The 18,930-nt window shown below is 61.9% G+C and carries 19 protein-coding genes; 12 read left to right on the top strand and 7 right to left on the bottom strand.

The genetic code is table 11. The features are described from left to right. Positions 1-3: 3 nt before the first annotated feature. Positions 4-1,140 carry a P1 family peptidase gene (locus LB513_RS01645; protein ID WP_224661703.1) on the top strand — a complete coding sequence of 379 codons (1,137 nt, stop codon included), beginning with the start codon at positions 4-6 and terminating at the stop codon, positions 1,138-1,140. 48 nt (positions 1,141-1,188) lie between these two features. Here the strand turns inward: LB513_RS01645 and LB513_RS01650 are convergent, their stop codons facing one another. Next, entirely contained in the window at positions 1,189-1,443 is a 255-nt protein-coding gene (locus LB513_RS01650; RefSeq protein WP_224661704.1) for a hypothetical protein, read from the bottom strand. 463 nt (positions 1,444-1,906) lie between these two features. Here LB513_RS01650 and LB513_RS01655 point away from each other — a divergent pair, with 463 nt between their 5' ends. From LB513_RS01655 to LB513_RS01670, 4 genes are all read left to right on the top strand, one after another. Next, on the top strand, positions 1,907-3,286 hold the full coding sequence (locus LB513_RS01655; protein ID WP_224661705.1) for an aspartate aminotransferase family protein: 1,380 nt from the start codon (positions 1,907-1,909) through the stop codon (positions 3,284-3,286). Positions 3,287-3,503: 217 nt separating this feature from the next. Further along, positions 3,504-4,370 carry an ABC transporter ATP-binding protein gene (locus tag LB513_RS01660; RefSeq protein ID WP_224661706.1) on the top strand — a complete coding sequence of 289 codons (867 nt, stop codon included), beginning with the start codon at positions 3,504-3,506 and terminating at the stop codon, positions 4,368-4,370. Beyond that, positions 4,367-5,155 carry an ABC transporter permease gene (locus LB513_RS01665; protein ID WP_224661707.1) on the top strand — a complete coding sequence of 263 codons (789 nt, stop codon included), beginning with the start codon at positions 4,367-4,369 and terminating at the stop codon, positions 5,153-5,155. Before LB513_RS01660 ends, LB513_RS01665 begins: the two co-directional genes overlap by 4 nt. 28 nt (positions 5,156-5,183) lie before the next feature. Continuing rightward, positions 5,184-6,194, top strand: coding sequence for an ABC transporter substrate-binding protein (locus LB513_RS01670; protein ID WP_411962668.1), 1,011 nt, complete (start codon positions 5,184-5,186; stop codon positions 6,192-6,194). 107 nt (positions 6,195-6,301) lie between these two features. Here LB513_RS01670 and LB513_RS01675 read toward each other — a convergent pair whose 3' ends face one another. The 3 genes from LB513_RS01675 to LB513_RS25280 all read right to left on the bottom strand — a co-directional run bounded on the left by LB513_RS01675 (position 6,302) and on the right by LB513_RS25280 (position 10,470). Further along, entirely contained in the window at positions 6,302-8,707 is a 2,406-nt protein-coding gene (locus LB513_RS01675; protein WP_224661708.1) for a phosphoketolase family protein, read from the bottom strand. A gap of 75 nt (positions 8,708-8,782) precedes the next feature. Then, positions 8,783-9,976: an acetate/propionate family kinase gene (locus LB513_RS01680; RefSeq protein ID WP_224661709.1), complete on the bottom strand. Its 1,194-nt coding sequence runs from the start codon at positions 9,974-9,976 to the stop codon at positions 8,783-8,785. A 191-nt stretch (positions 9,977-10,167) separates the two neighbouring features. Beyond that, positions 10,168-10,470 carry a hypothetical protein gene (locus tag LB513_RS25280; RefSeq protein WP_411962669.1) on the bottom strand — a complete coding sequence of 101 codons (303 nt, stop codon included), beginning with the start codon at positions 10,468-10,470 and terminating at the stop codon, positions 10,168-10,170. A 345-nt stretch (positions 10,471-10,815) separates the two neighbouring features. Here LB513_RS25280 and LB513_RS01690 point away from each other — a divergent pair, with 345 nt between their 5' ends. The 4 genes from LB513_RS01690 (at position 10,816) to LB513_RS01710 (ending at position 14,086) form a co-directional block, all read left to right on the top strand. Further along, positions 10,816-11,262 (top strand): pyridoxamine 5'-phosphate oxidase family protein, encoded by a 447-nt coding sequence (locus LB513_RS01690; protein WP_263481901.1) that lies wholly within the window; start codon positions 10,816-10,818, stop codon positions 11,260-11,262. 214 nt (positions 11,263-11,476) lie between these two features. Then, entirely contained in the window at positions 11,477-12,997 is a 1,521-nt protein-coding gene (locus LB513_RS01700; RefSeq protein ID WP_224661710.1) for a PAS domain-containing sensor histidine kinase, read from the top strand. Next, entirely contained in the window at positions 12,990-13,604 is a 615-nt protein-coding gene (gene fixJ, locus LB513_RS01705; RefSeq protein ID WP_224661928.1) for a response regulator FixJ, read from the top strand. Before LB513_RS01700 ends, fixJ begins: the two co-directional genes overlap by 8 nt. A 122-nt stretch (positions 13,605-13,726) precedes the next feature. Next, complete coding sequence (locus LB513_RS01710) at positions 13,727-14,086, top strand: DNA-binding response regulator (RefSeq protein ID WP_224661711.1); 360 nt, start codon at positions 13,727-13,729, stop codon at positions 14,084-14,086. A 70-nt stretch (positions 14,087-14,156) separates the two neighbouring features. On the opposite strand, the gene LB513_RS01715 is transcribed toward LB513_RS01710, so the two are convergent. Next, a complete protein-coding gene (locus LB513_RS01715) occupies positions 14,157-14,771 on the bottom strand; it encodes an alpha-ketoglutarate-dependent dioxygenase AlkB (RefSeq protein ID WP_224661712.1) in 615 nt (204 codons plus the stop codon). A gap of 156 nt (positions 14,772-14,927) precedes the next feature. Between LB513_RS01715 and LB513_RS01720 the strand changes: the two genes are divergently transcribed. Next, positions 14,928-15,137: a KTSC domain-containing protein gene (locus LB513_RS01720; protein WP_224661713.1), complete on the top strand. Its 210-nt coding sequence runs from the start codon at positions 14,928-14,930 to the stop codon at positions 15,135-15,137. A gap of 10 nt (positions 15,138-15,147) precedes the next feature. On the opposite strand, the gene LB513_RS01725 is transcribed toward LB513_RS01720, so the two are convergent. Both LB513_RS01725 and LB513_RS01730 read right to left on the bottom strand, forming a co-directional pair. Beyond that, complete coding sequence (locus LB513_RS01725; RefSeq protein ID WP_224661714.1) at positions 15,148-15,867, bottom strand: methyltransferase domain-containing protein; 720 nt, start codon at positions 15,865-15,867, stop codon at positions 15,148-15,150. A 106-nt stretch (positions 15,868-15,973) separates the two neighbouring features. Next, complete coding sequence (locus tag LB513_RS01730; RefSeq protein WP_224661715.1) at positions 15,974-17,128, bottom strand: zinc-dependent alcohol dehydrogenase; 1,155 nt, start codon at positions 17,126-17,128, stop codon at positions 15,974-15,976. 213 nt (positions 17,129-17,341) lie between these two features. On the opposite strand from LB513_RS01730, the gene LB513_RS01735 reads away from it, so the two are divergent. Beyond that, positions 17,342-17,851, top strand: a complete 510-nt coding sequence (locus LB513_RS01735) for a pyridoxamine 5'-phosphate oxidase family protein (protein ID WP_224661716.1) — start codon at positions 17,342-17,344, stop codon at positions 17,849-17,851. Between the two features lie 38 nt (positions 17,852-17,889). After that, a complete protein-coding gene (locus LB513_RS01740) occupies positions 17,890-18,765 on the top strand; it encodes an SDR family oxidoreductase (RefSeq protein WP_224661717.1) in 876 nt (291 codons plus the stop codon). The last annotated feature ends 165 nt before the right edge of the window (positions 18,766-18,930 follow it).

Genomic DNA, 18,930 nt, shown 5'->3' on the forward strand with positions numbered 1-18,930 from the left:
ACCATGACCGGCAACAAGCAGCATTTGACAACGCCGTCGGGCAAACCGCGTGCACGAAGCTATGGCATCGGCTTCGATGGCAAGCCCGGTCCATGCAATGCGATCACCGACGTGCCAGGCGTCTTGGTGGGTTACTCGACGTTGATTTCGGGCGATGGTCCGCTCGTCGTGGGCACGGGTCCGGTGCGCACCGGCGTGACGGCGATTCTGCCCAGGCCCCGCGCCGACCTAGCAACGCCGGTGTTCGCCGGCGTCTTCAGCCAGAACGGCAATGGTGAACTCACCGGCTCGCACATGATCGAGGAGACCGGGGCTTTCAACTTTCCCGTCACCATCACCAACACCCATTCCTGCGGTGTCTCACGCGATGGCACGCTGCGCTGGATGCAACGGGCATTGCCAGAGGCGCTCGACAGCGCATGGGGCCTGCCGGTGGCGGCCGAGACCTATGATGGCTTCCTCAACGACATTAACGGCCACCATTTGACCTTCGACCATGTCGCAGAAGCCCTCGACGGGGCGACCAGCGGGCCGATCGATGAAGGCAGCGTCGGCGGTGGCACCGGCATGATCACCTTCGGCTTCAAGGCGGGCTCCGGGACGGCGTCGCGCATCGTCCCATGGCAGGACCAGACCCTCACGGTCGGCGCCTTCGTGCAGTCGAATTTCGGCAAACGGCAGAATTTCACCATTCGTGGCCTGCGGGCCGGGCCCGATCTTGCCGAGCCGGCGATCCGCGAAGGCACGCCACGCGCCGAGAAGGGCTCGATCATCGCCGTAATAGCCACCGACGCGCCTTTCCTGCCGCATCAGATGAAGCGGCTGGCCCGTCGCGTGCCACTCGGCGTCGCGATGACAGGCGGCTTCGGGTATCACAGCTCCGGCGATATCTTTCTCGCCTTCACGACGGCCAATCCCGGCGCGGCACTCGCACCTGCAGGCCGTATCGCCAATGCCGCATTCATTCCCGACGCCGACATCGATCCGTTTTTCGACGCGGTAATCCAGAGCGTTGAAGAAGCGATCCTCAATGCCTTGGTGGCCAATGACGACATGATAGGGCGCGATGGCAATTTCGTCCCGGCTCTGCCGAAGACGTGGCTCAAAGAAACGTTCGGGCTGAAAGAGAAGGTCGGCTAAGACCAGAACGCGGGCCAAAAGGGCCCGCCTTTAGCCAGGATCCTCTGGCTATTCCGCGGCCTTGATGGAGGCCTGCCGATTTTCGTCGGCCTCTGCGGCTTCCTCGAGCCTGGAGGCAATCAGTTCCTGAATGTCGCCGACTTCTTCCTGGATGTCTTCAAGCGGTATGCCCACCTCCGCCGCCTTGGCGGCGCATTCCCTGGCGAGAGTCTCCGCCTGCTTCTCAAGCTTGGCCTGGGAATGCTGGCAGTGGACCTTTTCGCCGATCCATCCCCGCAAGAACTCGATCGCGTGTTCGCTCATACTACTGTTCCCTGGCGGCAAAGCCGGTTGGTAATCATAAACGTCGACATCCCACAAAGGATGCATGCCCTCATTCCAGCCGAGTCGCCGGGAACCGGCAAGCCTGTCTGGTCCAAAGTCCAAGGAGCCAAAGCAAATCGAGGGATCAAAGGCATTTCTTTTCTGGGGAGGTCGCTTTTCGTTGGCTGGACAGCTCCAGCTTCGCGCCATTGTTTCTACTTGCTTATTCCGGTCTCTGAGACGATTTCCGTCACAAATCAATGGAGCGGTGCATAGCACATTCACAGCTGCTTCTGGACATTGCCCTCAGGCAAGCGGGTCGAAGCCGCCGCTATATAGTGATATCCCCATGCAATGTCGACTCCGCTCGATCTTGCGCACAGGATGCTAAAAGCCGCACCCTTTGCCGCACGGTTCGCGGGTCCGCGTCGTACTTTTTTTTGCATTTGCCATGGAGTTACCTATGCTCGACCAGTCCAACGAACTCGCCGCCTGGGATCGCGACCACTTCTTCCATCCCTCGACGCATATGGGCATGCATGCGCGGGGCGAGAGCCCGAACCGGATCATGGCCGGCGGCGAAGGCGTCACTGTCTGGGATATCAACGGCAGGAAGAGCATCGATGCCTTCGCCGGCCTCTATTGCATCAATGTCGGCTATGGCCGGCAGAAGATCGCCGACGCCATCGCCGCCCAGGCCAGCAACCTCGCCTACTACCATGCCTATGTCGGCCACGGCACCGAGGCCTCGGTCACCTTATCCAAGATGATCATCGACCGCGCACCGCAGGGCATGTCGAGGGTCTATTTCGGCCTCTCGGGTTCGGACGCCAACGAAACCAACATCAAGCTGATCTGGTACTACAACAACGTCCTGGGCCGGCCGGAGAAGAAGAAGATCATCTCGCGCTGGCGCGGCTATCATGGCTCGGGCGTGATGACGGGGTCGCTGACCGGGCTCGAGCTGTTCCACAACGCCTTCGACCTGCCGCGCGCGCCGATCCTGCACACGGAGGCGCCGTATTATTTCCGCCGCCCCGATCGCTCGATGAGCGAGGAACAGTTCTCGCAGCATTGCGCCGACAAGCTCGAGGAGATGATCCTGGCTGAAGGCCCGGAGACGGTCGCCGCCTTCATCGGCGAGCCGATCCTCGGCACGGGCGGAATCGTGCCACCGCCCGCCTTCTACTGGGAAAAGATCCAGGCGGTGCTGAAGAAGTACGACGTGCTGCTGGTGGCAGACGAGGTGGTGACGGGCTTTGGCCGGCTGGGCGCCATGTTCGGCTCCGATCACTACGGCATCAAACCGGACCTGATCACGATCGCCAAGGGCCTGACCTCGGCCTATGCGCCGCTGTCGGGCGTCATCGTTGCCGACACGATGTGGCAGGTGCTGGTCGAGGGCTCCGACAAGCTCGGATCGCTCGGCCATGGCTGGACCTATTCGGCGCATCCGATCTGCGTTGCCGCCGGCGTCGCCAATCTCGAACTGATCGACGAGATGGACCTGGTGACGAATGCCCGCGTGACCGGCGCCTATTTCCGCGCCGAACTCGCCAAGGCAGTCGGCGGCCACACACACGTCGGTGACGTGCGCGGCGACGGCATGCTGGCGGCGGTCGAATTCGTTGCCGACAGAGACGACCGGGTGTTCTTCGACGCTTCGCTCAAGATCGGCCCACAGGTGGCGGCCGCACTCGCGGCAAGCGGCGTCATCGGCCGCGCCATGCCCCAGGGCGACATTCTCGGCTTTGCGCCGCCGCTCTGCCTGACGCGCGAGGAAGCCGACATCGTGGTGTCCAAGACCGCGGATGCGGTGAAGAGCGTGTTTGCCAGCCTGTGACCTTCGCTGGAGGCTGTTTCCCGCCTGCAACGAGTTGCAGACGGTCGATCGCCGCTGAGGTTGCATGCCCCATCGCTTGAACTATTGTGCTTGCTCGGCTTCGGGCATCCAGGCAAGCAGGATGTTGCCGCCTCGAAATATCGGAGGAGGAATATGATCGACAGGCAGGAGCGTATTCGTCCGGCCATTTGCCTTTAGCGACACGGAATTCGGCAGAATGACAAAAACGGTCGCGGCCGCATCGGGGGCCGGATTCCGGGAGGCGCCGGCCGGCTCGGAACCCGCCGTTGAGCTTGACGGGGTGACGATAGAATTCGCGCTGGCCGGTGGCAGCGTTTTCCAAGCCGTGGCTCGTGCGGACCTCAATGTCGGCAAGCAGGAATTCGTCGCCATCATAGGACCGACCGGCTGCGGAAAATCGACGCTGCTGAATGCCGCGGCAGGACTTATAACGCCCGCTTCGGGCAGCGTGCGCGTCCTGGGCGGCCCGCTTGATGGCCTCAACAGACATGCCGGCTACCTCTTCCAGCAGGATGCGCTGTTGCCATGGAAGACGGCGCTGGACAATGTCGCCATCGGGCTGGAAGTTGCCGGGGTGCCCTCCCGCGAAGCCAAAGAACGAGCGCGCGCATGGCTGGCGCGCGTCGGTCTGGCCGCCTTCGGGGACCGCTATCCGCACATGCTCTCGGGCGGCCAGAAGAAGCGTGTGGCGCTCGCGCAGGTCCTCATCCGCGACCCCCGGATCATCTTGATGGACGAACCGTTCGGGCCACTCGATGCCCAGACGCGGCTGATCATGGGGGATCTTCTGCTGAAATTGTGGTCGGCCGACCGCAAGGCCGTCATGTTCGTCACGCACGATCTGGAGGAGGCGCTCGGACTGGCCGACCGCGTTGTGGTGATGTCGGCCGGCCCGTCGGCGCGCATCATCGGCGATTTTCCAATCCCGCTGTCGCGCCCGCGCGACATTTCAGAAATCAGATTGGATGGGAGCTTCCAAGAACTGCATCGTGACATCTGGCACATGCTGAAGAAGGAGGTGCTCAAGGCCTATGGAGAGATAGCGCAGGAGACGGCCTCATGAGGCGGACCAGCCTTTTGCTGATGCAAGGCGCGGTGGCAGTCGTCATCATTGCGTTCTGGCAGATCGCGTCCACCACCGACCTGATCGGCGATCCGAACAACATTTCCTTCTTCTTCTCGACGCCACTCGCCGTCGCGGCCCAGATATGGATGTGGTTTGCCACGGGAACGATCTGGCACCATTTGGGAATCACGCTGTGGGAGTCCGTCCTCGCCTTCGTGATCGGCTCGGTGGCCGCCGTGGGGATCGGCTTCTGGTTTGCCCGCAAGCCAAGGCTCGCCGCCGTCTTCGATCCTTATGTCAAGGCAGCCAATGCGCTTCCCCGCGTGGTGCTGGCGCCGATCTTCACGCTCTGGTTTGGCCTCGGCATCTGGTCCAAGGTGGCGTTGGGCGTGACGCTGGTTTTCTTCATCGTTTTCTTCAACGTCTACCAGGGCGTGAAGGAGGTAAACACGACCATCCTGGCCAATGCGCGTATGCTTGGCATGAACGACCGGCAATTGCTTCGCCATGTCTATTGGCCGTCGGCGCTGTCCTGGATGTTTTCATCCCTGCATGTCTCGGTCGGCTTTGCCGTGGTGGGAGCCGTGGTGGGAGAATATCTCGGCGCGGCGGGCGGGCTGGGCTATCTCATCCAGCAGGCGGAAGGTGTGTTCGACGTGGCTGGCGTTTTTGCCGGCATGGTCGTTCTCGCCGCCTTTGTGCTGCTGATCGACTGGATTGTCACGCTCGCGGAAAGACGGCTTCTGGTGTGGCGGCCGGAATTTTCGAAATCGGGCCGATAGGCCGACTTGCTAACCGAAGGAGGAAATTATGAGGACTATTTCAAGATTGGCGGCCATGACCATGCTGCTGCTGACGGCGGGAGGACACGCAGGCGCCGCGGAAAAGGTTACGATTGCCATCGGCGGAGCAGCCTGCCTGTGCTACATGCCGACCGTGCTCGCCAAAGAGATCGGCGCCTATGAGAATGCCGGCATCGATGCCGAGCTCGTGGACTTCAAGGGCGGCTCACAATCCTTGACGGCCGTGCTGGGCGGCAGCGCCGATGTCGTGTCCGGCTATTTCGACCACACTGTGAGATTGGCCGCTAAGAACCAGAAGCTGCAAGCCTTCGTCATCTATGACCAGTTCCCCGGGCTCGTGCTGGCGGTGGCCCCAGGGCAGACGGGCAAGATAAATTCGGTGAAGGACCTGGCCGGCAAGAAGGTTGGCGTCTCGGCGCCCGGCTCATCGACCGATTTCTTCCTGAAGTATCTCCTCAGCAAGAACGGGATCGATCCGACCTCGGCCGCAGTCGTAGGCGTCGGGCTGGGCGCCACGGCGGTCGCGGCCATGGAGCAGGGGCAGATCGACGCGGTGGTAACGCTCGATCCCGCCGTCACCGTGCTCCAGACCAGGCACAAAGACCTGACTATCCTGGCCGACACACGGTCGCAGAAGGATACGGAAGCCATGTTCGGGGGAGATTATCCGGGCGGCGCGCTCTACACCCGGCCCGAGTGGATGGCTGCGCATCCGCAGGAGACGCAGGCCCTGACCAACGCCATACTTGCCACACTGGATTTTATCCATACTCACAGCGCCGAGGAGATCATGGCAAAGATGCCAGCGAATCTCGTTGGCAACGACAAGGAAGCATATCTGGCAGCGCTGAAGAACGCCCTGTCGATGTATTCGACCACGGGATTGATGGATCCGAAAGGCGCACAGGCTGTTTTGGACGTCTTCTCGGTCGGCTCGCCAGAGGTGGCCGGCGCAAAGATCGACATTTCCCAGACCTATACGAACAACTACGTGAACGCTGTGAAGAAAGCCAAGTGAAGGCCCGCTTCCCGCGCCCAGCGGTCTGAGCGCGGGAGAGCATGCGCTTAATCCGCGCTTTCTCATCCTGAGATCGCGCGGATAGTCTTGACTTCCGGACCCGACAATCAGTTCGTGGCCGTCATGGCGGACCACCGCCAGTTCCGAACCTCGGGCATGTCGACACCGTGCTTGCGGATGTAGCGATCGTGTTCGACCAGCTTGTCGCGGATCGCCTGCTTGGCGTAGACGGCCGCGGCGCCAAGCCTCGGCACGCGGTCGATCACGTCGGCGACGAGATGGAAGCGGTCGAGCCTGTTGCGGACCACCATGTCGAACGTCGTCGTGGTCGAACCCTCTTCCTCATATCCACGTACGTGCATGTTGTCATGGTTGGTGCGCTTGTAGGCCAGTCGGTGGATAAGCCAGGGATAGCCGTGATAGGCGAAGATCACCGGCTTGTCCTTGGTGAACAAGGCATCGAAATCGCTGTCGTTAAGGCCATGTGGATGCTGGGAACGGGGTTGCAGCGTCATCAGGTCGACGACGTTGACGACTCGCACTTTCAGGTCCGGAATGTACCCCCGAAGCAGATCGACGGCGGCAAGCGTCTCCACCGTGGGGACGTCGCCGGCGCAGGCCATCACGACGTCCGGTTCGCCGCCGCGATCGTTGCTGGCCCACTCCCATATGCCGATGCCCTGCGTGCAGTGCTTGATGGCGGCGTCCATGTCGAGCCATTGCGGCGCCGGCGCCTTGCCGGCGACGATGACGTTGATCCGGTCCCAGCTTCGAAGGCAGTGGTCGGTGACGTAAAGCAGCGTGTTGGCATCCGGCGGCAGATAGACCCGCACCGTGTCGGCCTTCTTGTTGACGACGTGGTCGATGAAGCCCGGATCCTGATGGCTGAAGCCGTTGTGATCCTGCTGCCAGACATGGGATGTGAGCAGGTAGTTCAGCGATGCGATCGGTTGCCGCCACGGCACGTCGCGCGAGGTCTTCAACCATTTCGCATGCTGGTTGAACATCGAATCGATGATGTGGATGAACGCCTCGTAGCAGGAAAACAAGCCGTGGCGGCCCGTGAGCAGATAGCCTTCAAGCCAGCCCTGGCAAAGGTGTTCGCTCAGCACCTCCATGACTCGCCCTGATGGCGACAGATGATCGTCCTCCGCCATGGCGCTCGCGTCCCAGGCGCGGTTGGTGACGTCGAAAAGAGCCTGGAGGCGGTTCGAGGCCGTCTCATCGGGGCCGAAAACGCGAAAATTGCGGGTCGCGTCGTTAGCCTGCATGACGTCGCGCAAAAACGCGCCCATCACCCGTGTCGCCTCGGCGTTGACGTCGCCGGGGGCTGCCACCGCGACCGCGTAGCTGGTGTAGTCGGGCAAGCGAAGCGGGCGCTTCAGCGCACCGCCATTGGCATGCCGGTTGGCGCTCATACGGCTGTCGCCTGCCGGCGCCAGGGCGGCGATTTCAGCGTGCAGCCGCCCGGCCTCGTCGAAAAGTTCGAGCGGCTTGTAACTGCGCAGCCAGTCCTCGAGCAGTTGCAGATGGCCTGGCTTGGTCATATCGCTGAACGGAACCTGGTGCGAACGCCACGACCCTTCGCTCTTGAGACCGTCGACCGTCTTCGGCCCGGTCCACCCTTTCGGGCTGCGCAGCACGATCATCGGCCAGCGCGGCCGCTCGGTAACGCCGGCTTGGCGCGCCTCCCGCTGGATGTGTCTTATCCTGTCGAAGGCCGTGTCCATGGCCGCTGCCATTTTCTGGTGCATGGGCTCGGGTTCGTCGCCTTCGACGAAGATCGGATCATAGCCGTAGCCGCGAAGCAGCGACTCGAGCTCTTGCGGCGAGATGCGCGCCAGCACCGTCGGATTGGCGATCTTGAAGCCGTTCAGGTGCAGGATCGGCAGGACCGCGCCGTCGGCTGCCGGATTGAGGAACTTGTTGCTGTGCCAGGACGCCGCCAGCGGCCCGGTCTCGGCCTCGCCGTCGCCGACCACGCAGGCGACCACCACGCCAGGATTGTCCAGAACGGCGCCATGGGCGTGCGCGAGCGAATAGCCAAGCTCACCACCCTCATGGATCGAGCCGGGGGTCTCCGGGGCGGCATGGCTGGGGATGCCGCCGGGAAACGAGAACTGCCGTACGAGGCGGCGAAGGCCGTCCTCGTCGCACGAGATATCGGGATAGAGCTCGCTATAGGTTCCTTCGAGATAGGTGTTGGCGACCACACCGGGCGCGCCGTGGCCGGGACCGGCAATGAAAAGGACATCGAGGTCTCTCGCCTTGATGACGCGGTTGAGGTGGACATAGATGAAATTGAGGCCGGGCGTCGTTCCCCAATGGCCGAGCAGGCGCGGCTTGACGTGTTCGGGTTTGAGAGGCTCGCGCAGCAGCGGATTGTCGAGCAGATAGACCTGTCCGACCGACAGGTAATTCGCCGCCCGCCACCAGGCATGCATCAGACGGAGCGCGTCCGGGTCCAGAGGCGTCGGCGATTTCGCGAAATCCGGTGATGTCGTGGATGTCATTGCGATGCTCCTGATGGCGAATGTCGAAATGGTGGGGTCACGCGTGGATGCCTGTCACATCACCAGTGGCCGCTGTCATCTGCTTGGTTTTGCTGGCTGAAAGATCGAGCAAGCTTCCTCGGCTATCACTTGTTCTTCGTCCGTCGCGATGACGAGCACAGCGACCTTGGCGTCCGGCGGCTCGATCCGCGTCTCGTTTGCCGTGTTCGCCACCGGATCGATCACGACGCCGAGCCATGAGAGATGAGCGCACACAGCTTCACGGATCTGGGGTTGATGTTCGCCGATTCCGGCGGTGAAGACGATCCCGTCGAGGCCGCCCAGCGTGTTGGCGATGGCTGCCGTCTCTCGGGCTATGCGGAAAGCGAACAGGTCCAGCGCCTCGCGCGCCGACGTTGCTTCGTTGTCGATCAGGTCGCGGCTGTCGGCGCTGATGCCGGAAACGCCGAGCAGACCGGAGCGATGGTAGAGCATGTCTTCGACCGCCTCGATCGACAGGCCGCGCTGCTTCATGAGGTGGATCAGGACACCCGGATCGAGCGCCCCGCAACGCGTCGCCATTGGAATGCCGTCCAGCGTAGAGAAGCTCATGCTGGTGTCGCGGCTGATCCCGCCTTCAAGTCCGCACAGGCTGGCGCCGCTGCCGAGATGCGCTACGACGATCCGGCGGCCGGCAATATCCGGCGCGGCCTCGCGCATACGCGCGGCTATGTATTTATAGGAGAGACCATGGAAACCGTAGCGCTTTATGCCCTCGTCGAAGAGCGAGCGCGGCAGGGCAAAGCGACGCACGAGATCGCTCTGGCTGCGGTGGAAGGCGGTGTCGAAGGAGGCGATCTGCGGAAGGCCGGGTCGCAGGTGCCGGACCGCCTTTATCAGGCGGACACTTTGCGGCTGGTGCAGCGGAGCCAGGGGCACCAGACCCTCGATCGCGACGAGCGTCTCGTCGGAAATCTCCTGCGGACCCGCGAACAGGTCACCGCCATGAACCACCCGATGTCCAACGGCGGCGAGCGCGCTCACGGAGAAGTGGTGAGCCAGCCAGGCGAGGGTTTCCTCTATGACTTCGTGCAGATCGTCGGAAACAGCCGCCTTCAGCTGGGTCTTGGCGCTTGCATAGCCTTCAGTGACCTCGAGCAGCAGCGGCTGACGGCGCAGGTCGATCACGCCCGCGCCAAGCCGGCGCGGTGTCTCGCCAGTGATTGCGAAGAAGCCGAGCTTGATGGTCGAGGAGCCAGGATTGAAGGTCAGGAGAACAGGGTCGCTCATGGCGCGGGCCACTCGCTGTTGCGCCCGCGCAGTGCAACCCTGCGCAGACTGACAGAGGCCAGATTTGGTTGCCAAGTGGCCATGTCGCCGCAATCCTCTTTGCGTGTCGATTGCGGCCCAGGATACTGAACCACCCTGTCGTCAGTAAGACAGGAATCGATTAATGCCATTGTCTTCGATCAGCGTTCGCGTCATCCCGCCAAATGCCCATTTGCGCAGCCGACTGTGTCCGTATGCGCCGGAAACCACAACATCAGCTCGGATTGATCGTGCGAATTCGAGCAGCGCGGCACGTCGGCGGCTGCCACGCCGGTCAGACGCGCTCTGAAACGATTTGCGAGATCGACGCCGAATTTGATTATCGGCGCCGGGTCGGCGTCGATGCCAAGCTTTACGATGATTTTCCTGTATGACATTGCGATGCCTTTTGGGACGCCGTTGGACGCGATAATGGAAAGCACCCCCCCTGCCGGCAACGCTTTGATACCGGTCAAGACGACACATTTTTCGCCATCCGGCGTGGCTGGCCGGCTCCCCCTTGACCGCGATCAATGCTGGGTTACGAGCTCTATCCAAAGGATGATCACGCGCGATCCAAGATCAGCAAGCATGGACGACAGGCAAGCTGTCCGACGGCATCGTGGAGCACTGGTTGGCGCCAGCGGGGAGTATCCCGGCTGGGCTGCGGCGCCTGGAACGCCGGACTGCCTGACACCGTCGGCTGAGGCGCGTTCTATGGTGCCGCTGAATCGAGCGCCGGTTGGTTCTGGACGGCGTGGCCCGGCCGATGTCGCTCGGCCGACGGCCACTACAGATGCTATGAACAGGAGAGCTTACCAATGCAGATCCGCACGCTCACACCCTTCGAATGCACCCAATTGCTGGCGGCCAACCGCGTCGCGCGCCTGGCCTGCGCCAGAGACGGGCAGCCTTACGTCGTGCCGATCCACTATGCCTATGCCGCCGATTATCTCTATGGATTTTCCATGCCGGGCAAGAAGATCGAATGGATGCGGGCCAATCCCCTGGTGTCCGTTCAGGTCGAGGAGCAGGGCGAAGGGCGTGGCTGGCGAAGCGTTGTCGTGGATGGTCGCTACGAAGAACTGCCGGACCGCATCGGCTACAAGCGCGAGCGGGACCATGCATGGTCCCTACTTAGCAAGCACTCCGACTGGTGGGAGCCTGGCGCGCTCAAGCCCGTCACTCCCGTGGTGGCGAACAGCACGCCGCATATTTTTTTCCGGATCCTCGTCACCTCGGTCTCCGGCCGCGAGGCAAAGGATTGATCAAAGAGTGACCAAGATGCGGGTGATGCCGCATTCGCGCGACACCGGCGCTCGGCCGGTTGAGTTCAGGCCGGGAATCGTGATTAGGCTCAGATGGCTCCTGGTAGCATCGGCTGCGATTACGAAGCGCATTGCGTGACGACGGCGGATCATGTTGAGTGCAAAAAAATCGCCAAGTGCCGATATTCGCGCTTTGAAAATTGGTGAGCACGTCATGCCGGCAAGGGACATCACCGGATCACAGGGCCGTTTCCTGCAGCTGCTTCTCTCCCGGAAATTCGAGGGCCTGAACGGCTATGTGCTGGCGGTCCTGGCCGTGGCGACAGCCTTCGCCATACGGTTCGCGCTGCAAGGCTTTCTGGACGAAACGGCTGTTTTTATCCTGTTCGTTCCAGCCATCCTCGTCGCATCAATAGCAGGAGGCATCGGACCGGGCATCGTCGCTGTCCTGCTTTCGTTTCCAGCCGCCTTCTACCTGGTCGCGCTGCACCCGGCGGGCGCCGGCAGCGGCTTCGAGCTCGCCGTCTTCGCGATCACGGGTGTGGTCATCGCCTTCCTGGGTGAATTGCTCCATCACGCAAGACGGCAGATCGACAAGGCCCAAGGCGCGCTCGAATCGCGGGACGCGCATCTCCGCTCGATCTTGGACACGGCGCTCGACGCCACGGTGGTCATAGAGAAGGACGGCACGATCGTCTCTTTCAACTCCGCCGCGATCCGGCAATTCGGATATGCCGAGCAGGAAGCCGTCGGGCGCAATGTGCGCATCCTCATGCCTGAGCCCTATCACCACGAGCACGACGGCTATATCCACCGATATCTCACGACAGGTGAAAAGCGCATCATCGGCGTCGACAGAGTCGTGGTGGGGCGGCGAAAGGATGGGTCGACCTTTCCCATGAAACTGGCGGTCGGGGAGATGCAGACCGGTGGCAAAACCTTCTTCACCGGTTTCATCCGCGATCTGACGGAGCGCGAGGAGTCGGCCGCCCGCTTCGAAGAAATCCAAGGCGAACTGGCAAGGATGGCGCGGCTCAACGAGCTCGGTGAGATGGCATCCACGCTGGCCCACGAACTGAACCAGCCGCTGTCCGCGATCGCGAACTACGTCCAGGGCTGCAGCCGCCTGCTTCGCGACCTGGACGATACCCTTGCCTCCAGGATGCGCGAGGCCCTCGACGAGGCGGCACGGCAAGCCTTGCGGGCTGGGCAGATCATCCGTCACCTGCGCGAATTCGTGACACGCGGCGAAACAGAGAAGGCGCCGGAAGACATCCGCAAGCTGATCGAGGAAGCGGGCACGCTGGCGCTTGTCGGCTCTCGTGAACGCGGCATCCGCTCGGTCTATGATTTCGCGCCGGCCGCGAAGTCGGTCATGGCCGACCGAGTCCAGGTCCAGCAGGTCCTGATCAACCTAATGCGCAACGCGATGGAAGCCATGCGTGACAGCGAAAGGCGCGAACTCGTCGTTAGCACCGCGCTCGATGGAGACGGGGCCGTGGTCATCGAGGTTGCCGACACCGGTCCCGGCATTTCCGAGGACATCGCGGCGCAATTGTTCAAGCCTTTCGTCACCACCAAGCCAGGCGGGATGGGTGTCGGCCTGTCCATCTCCAAGCGCATTGTCGAGGCGCATGGCGGCAAGATATCGGTGGCCAGGAACGACAATGGCGGCGCCACCTTCCGTTTCACGCTGCCGACAATCGAGGATGACGTCCGCAATGGCGATCGCTGATTATACAGTCCATATCGTCGACGACGAGGAAGCGGTCAGGAAGTCTCTGGCGTTCCTGCTGAGCATGAATGGATTCGCTGTTCGGATGCACAATTCGGCGACCGATTTTCTGGCATTCGCTCCGAGCATCAGCAATGGCTGCCTGGTCACCGATCTGCGCATGCCCGACATGAGCGGCGTAGAACTGCTGCGCGCACTTCAGGCAGCGCACGCGATGCTGCCGGCGATCGTCATCACCGGCCATGGCGACGTGCCGATGGCGGTGGAAGCCATGCGGGCCGGTGCACTCGACTTCATCGAAAAGCCGTTCGAGGACCAGGTGCTGATCGACGCCATAGAACGCGCGGCCACACAAATCGAGGAAACCCACTCTGCCTCAGACGACACCGCGGCCATCCAGGCGCGGATCAGGGACCTGACGGATCGTGAGCAACAGGTGCTCGCAGGGGTCGTTGCCGGCCATGCCAACAAAACGATCGCCTACGATCTCAACATCAGTCCGCGTACGGTCGAGGTCCATCGTGCCAACGTCATGGCGAAGATGCATGCAAAAAGCCTGCCTGAGCTGGTGCGGATGGCCTTGGCGGTGAAGTTCAGCCCCGCCTGAGACCATGCCAGCCTTCGCTCTGATTTGATGCAGCGCAAGGCGGCCCTCCACCAGGTTTCCTTATATTCACGGCTCGCGGCTGCTAGGAACCTGCCTGGCCGCCATCTGGAGGATCTGGTCCTTTGACCGTCGGCAGCATGGTTCTTGTCATCGCCCCCAATCCGGGTTTCCGGAAGTCCCTCGAATTCGCGCTCGAGGCCGAAGGCTATGTCGTGGATTCGCAGGCGCAGCTTGCAAAGGCAGTCGCGTCTCCATTAGCATCATCGATACGCTGCGCCGTCGTCGATGAAGACGCCGTGCCGGATTGGGCGAGTGGGCGGCACGCGCTCGCGCGGTTTCCCGGACCGATCATCCTGCTTGTGGACCGCCCATGGACGTCGCCCGAACCCGAAGGCGTGCTGATCTTGGTCAAACCGCTGCTCGGCAACGCGCTGATCAGGGCGGTCGATCATGTGATCGAAAACAGTACTTTGGCGCACTGAGTATCTACGTTCAGGAACGCCCGAGCTTGCCGGGCTGCGAATACGGCCACGTTCTGTGAGCAGGGGATGTTCAGCGACTGTCAGCCCGCAATGTCCGCAGGGTGATCGAATACCGGTGTTCGGCAAGCGGCGGAATGCTGTGTTCCCATTCGGAGCGCGACGGTCCAGTCATGAGATAGGCCGACCTGGGCTCGACGAGGATCGTCCTTCGGTCCCACTTCGTGCCGTTCTTGCGACGCAGCCGGAAATCGCACGACGCCAGCAGCGAGACGCCGGCCACCTCGTCGAAATGCGGCTTGTCGCGGTGCCAGCCGATACCGGCCCCGGGGCGATATTCATTGATCAGCACCTGCGCGAACGCTTCGGCCGGCCGGCCAGCAAAGGCCGCGACCTTGTCGCGCAAAGGCAGCAGAAATCCGGGGATCGGAGGCGCCTCCACGACCTGGCGCCGATCATAGTCGTAGCGCAGGCCAAAACCAACGACCCGGCGATTTGCGAGATGGCCGTGAAAATCGAAAGCCTGGAAAGGCAGGCCTTCAAGGTGCCGGGTGAGTTCGCTCTCTTCGTTCGGGGTGATCAACTCAGCCTGGTAGAGGAACCCCTCAGGCAGGTCGCTGCCGGCACCAAAGAGATCGGGCTGAAGCGCAGGGGCGCGGTCGGATGTTTTCAGTTTTGTCGGCGACATCGTGCCTAAATGGTGAGGGTCGGCTGACAAGGCAATGTCGACGACGTGCCCGGCCGATCTCGCGCGCCGGGCTGATGCCAGGATGCAGCAGGGCACAATGGCCCCGGAACTCCGGGCCCGCCGGCGGGTTTAACCGATGTCAGTCGGGTGCAAGACATGCCATCGACCGTAATACGAAATACCAAATACGACCCGGCCACCCGGGTTCTTTCGGTGTGGTTCGTGCCGAGCGGCTATCGCTATGATTATGAGGATGTCGCCCCGGAAACCTACGCCGCCTTCAGGCAGGCGTTGTCAAAGGGACGCTTCTTCAATGATTTCATTCGCGATCGTCACGCCTATCGGCGCACGGTAAATTCGGCCTGAAATCGTCACCTTATTTCACGGCTCTTATACCCGTGATGACGGGATATAATGGGTCAACGAGGTCGAGGCGCTCACGATCGATCTCTTCGAACGCAAGGCCCTGCAGGAAGGCCGTGGCGGCAAGCACATTGCCGAACTGCTCTACCTGAACGCCTGACGAGCCGAAGCTTTCCTCGAAAAGGCGACGCGCCGCGCTCTGGGTCATTGCCCAGAACCATTTCTCCGGCCCGTCGGCCGCGTCGATGGGCGTTATGCCCGGCACCGTCGCCAGGACCACGCCGCCGGGTGCCAGCGCGCGATGGATCGTTTTGACGGCGTCTCGGACTTGGTAGACCATATGCAGCGTCTGGGTGACGATCATGCAGTCGAAACAATTGGCGGCGATCTGCTCCTCCTGCTGGAGATCGGCCCGGATGGTTGCGCTAGGGTTGTCGTGTTCCGGCGCGTCGATAATGTCCGACCGCGCCACCCGTTCGGCGCCGAAACGGCGCGTGTAGACGTCGTCTCCGATTTCCGCCACGTGGCCCCTGATATCGCTGGCATGGCGTGCCAGGAAGCTCTCGATGTAATAGCGGTCCAGCGGCGTGCCACGATCGGAGCCGAAAGCGCGGCCGAGGGGCGCGACCTCACCGAAATCTCCAAAGTCCACCTTGCCCGGCGGGCTTATCGGATCGCCTCGGCCGATCCCTTCAACGGAGTGAACGGGCGTTTGTGTGGTTATCCGCGGCATGGCGCGGCCCTCGATGGCGTGCGTTCGATCGCCGGCTCGACCGGCCCCTTCGAATCAGGGGGCGGTCGCAAGGCCGAAGCGCATTTACGGGACATCTTCAGCGCCTCTAAGGCTTGATGACCACCTTGATGCAGCCATCCTTCTTGTCGCGGAAGGTCTTGTAGGCCTCAGGCCCCTCCTCGAGACCGATGCGGTGCGTGATCAGAAATGACGGGTCGATCTTACCGCTCTCGACCAGTTTCATCAGCGGCTCAAGATATCGCTGCACATGCGTCTGACCCGTTTTCATCGTCAGGCCTTTGCCGACGAACATTCCCATCGGCACGGTGACGGCGCCAATAAAAACGCCAGGAAGCGACAATGTACCGCCCGGGCGGCATGCCATCAGCGCCTGCTGGAGTGCATAGGGGCGCTCCAGCGCCGTGAGATCCGTCTGCAAGGTCTCGATGACGCCGCCTGCGCCATGGCTTTCCATGCCGACGGCCTCGATCACGGAATCGGGCCCTTTGCCGTCCGTCATGTCCAGGATCCGCTGTTGCAGATCCTCATCATCATATCTGAGCGTTTCGGCGCCGGACGCCTCGGCAAGCGCAAGCCTTTCCGGCACGATATCGAGAGCAATGACCCGTCCTGCGCCGAGCAGGAAAGCCGACTTGATCGAGAACAGTCCAACCGGGCCGCAACCGAAGACCAGGACGGTGTCGCCCGGCTGAATGTTGCAGTTCTCGGCCGCCTGGTAACCTGTCGGGAAGATGTCGGAGAGAAACAGCACCTGCTCGTCGGACAGCCCATCGGGCACCTTGATCGGGCCGACATCGGCATAGGGGACGCGCAGGAACTCGGCCTGACCGCCGGAAAAGCCGCCATACATGTGCGAGTACCCGAACAGGGCGGCTGTCGGATACCCCATCATCTTTGCCTGCTCGGCGCCAGCCGGATTGGACCGCTCGCAAAGCGAGAACAATTGCCATTTGCACATCCGGCACTCGCCGCAGGAAATGGTGAAGGGGACGACGACGCGCTCGCCGATCCGGAACTTGGAATGCCCCTTGCCGACTTCGACGACCTCGCCCATCGTCTCGTGGCCGAGTACGTCGTGCTTGTGCATCTCAGGGACGAACCCACCCATCAGATGGAGATCGGAGCCGCAGATCGCGCAGGCCGTGACCTTGATGATGATGTCGCGGTCGTCCTCGATCGTCGGATCGTCGACCCGTTCGCACCGGATATCTCCCTTGCCGTGCCAGGTCAGCGCTTTCATTCGTCACTCTCCAATGGGTTTCGCGACGCTAACCTGTCGTCTGGCGAAACGTTCCGAACCATTGCGGCGCCTGTGCTTTCTTTTGCAGAGCTGGCCAAGCCTTGTTCGCCAGCCGAATTGGCCGTCGCCGAGGTCAACCGATCTGCGTCTATTGGAACGTCGTCGCCGCGGGCGAGTTGTAGAACCGCAATTCATTCGCTGGAGCACGTTCATATGGCAAATCATCGAGAGCAAGAGACAGATCTTACCCAGGCCGAGGCGACCGACCGCATCTGGGAACTCGCCAAGGAAATCGACATCTGCATGTTCGTGACCTGGGACGGCGAATACAATCGCGCTCGCCCGCTGTCTGCCCGGGTCTATCGAGAAGAAAATGCCATCTACTTCCTCGTGAATGAAGACAGCGCCAAGAACAAACAGCTATCCGAATATCCCAAGGTCACGTTGGCCTGGAGTGACAGCAGCCACTACAAATATGTGACCATCTCCGGGGCGGCCGCCGTGTCAAACGACAGGGCCAAGATCGCGCAGCTGTGGGAGAAGACCGACTCCGCCTGGTGGGACAATGCGGAGGATCCGGAGATCCGCCTGATTACCGTGACGCCCGACGAAGGCGAGTTGTGGGACAGCCCCGGACTGGTTGTCGCCACGGCGAAGATGGTGTTCGCCGCCGTCACCGGCGCCAAGCCGAGCGTTGGCGAAAACGCAAAGGTGGACCTCTGAAGGCCAAGGCCATTCAACCTAACTCCCGGAGGCTTTCCATGTCCGATCCCGTTACCAAATACACCAGCGAACCGTTCAAGGAGCAGCGCCAGGAATGGCCGGCGCTGCAACGCGAGATGGATCCGGTTCCCGACTGCGGCGAGACGAGCTATCGGGGCTCCAACCGGCTGGCTGGGCGAAAGGCGCTGGTCACCGGCGGCGATTCCGGAATCGGACGCGCTGCCGTGATCGCCTTCGCGCGCGAGGGCGCAGATGTGGCGATCAATTACTTTCCCAGTGAGGAGCCGGACGCTCAGGACGTTGCCGACCTGATCCGCGCCGAGGGCCGGAAAGCCATCCTGATCCCCGGCGACCTTACGGACCAGGATTTCTGTGTCGACCTTGTGCAGCGTGCACATCGTGAACTTGGTGGCATCGATATCCTCGTCAACAATGCCGCCTATCAACAGTCCCAGCCGTCGATCACCGACATTAGTTTCGAGCAATTCGACCGCACTTTGAAAACCAATCTCTATGCGATGTTCTGGATCACCAAGACGGCTATTCCGCTGATGAAGGCCGGGGCGGCCATCATCAATACGGCGTCGGTCAATTCCGTCAGCCCGGGTGAGGAATTGCTGGATTATGCCACCACCAAGGCTGGCATTGCGATCTTTACCAAGGGCCTGGCGAAACAACTGGCCAAACAGGGCATCCGCGTCAATGCCGTCGCACCAGGCCCGGTCTGGACGCCACTGCAAGTGGCCGGCGGCCAATTGCCTGGAAAACTAGGCGAGTTCGGTCAAGACACCCCGCTCGGTCGCGCGGGCCAGCCGGCGGAGTTGGCGGCGCTATTCGTCCTGCTGGCTTCGGGCGAAATCACTTACACTGATGGAAGCATTTTTGGGGCTAATGGCGGCACTGGCGTGATCTAGCAAATCCGGACGCGCTAGCTGCAAGCTATCCGTCAAGAGTTCGGTTCGGCCGGTGCGGGAACAAAGCTTCATCGACGTTGGGGAAATCAAACTATGGCAAGAATTCTGACAGATGGCGTCTCGATACGCGACGATGCCGGCAACCCTGTCCAGGTTATCATCGAG

It is taken from the genome of Mesorhizobium sp. ES1-1 (assembly GCF_020164785.1).
Taxonomy (GTDB): Bacteria; Pseudomonadota; Alphaproteobacteria; order Rhizobiales; family Rhizobiaceae; genus Mesorhizobium.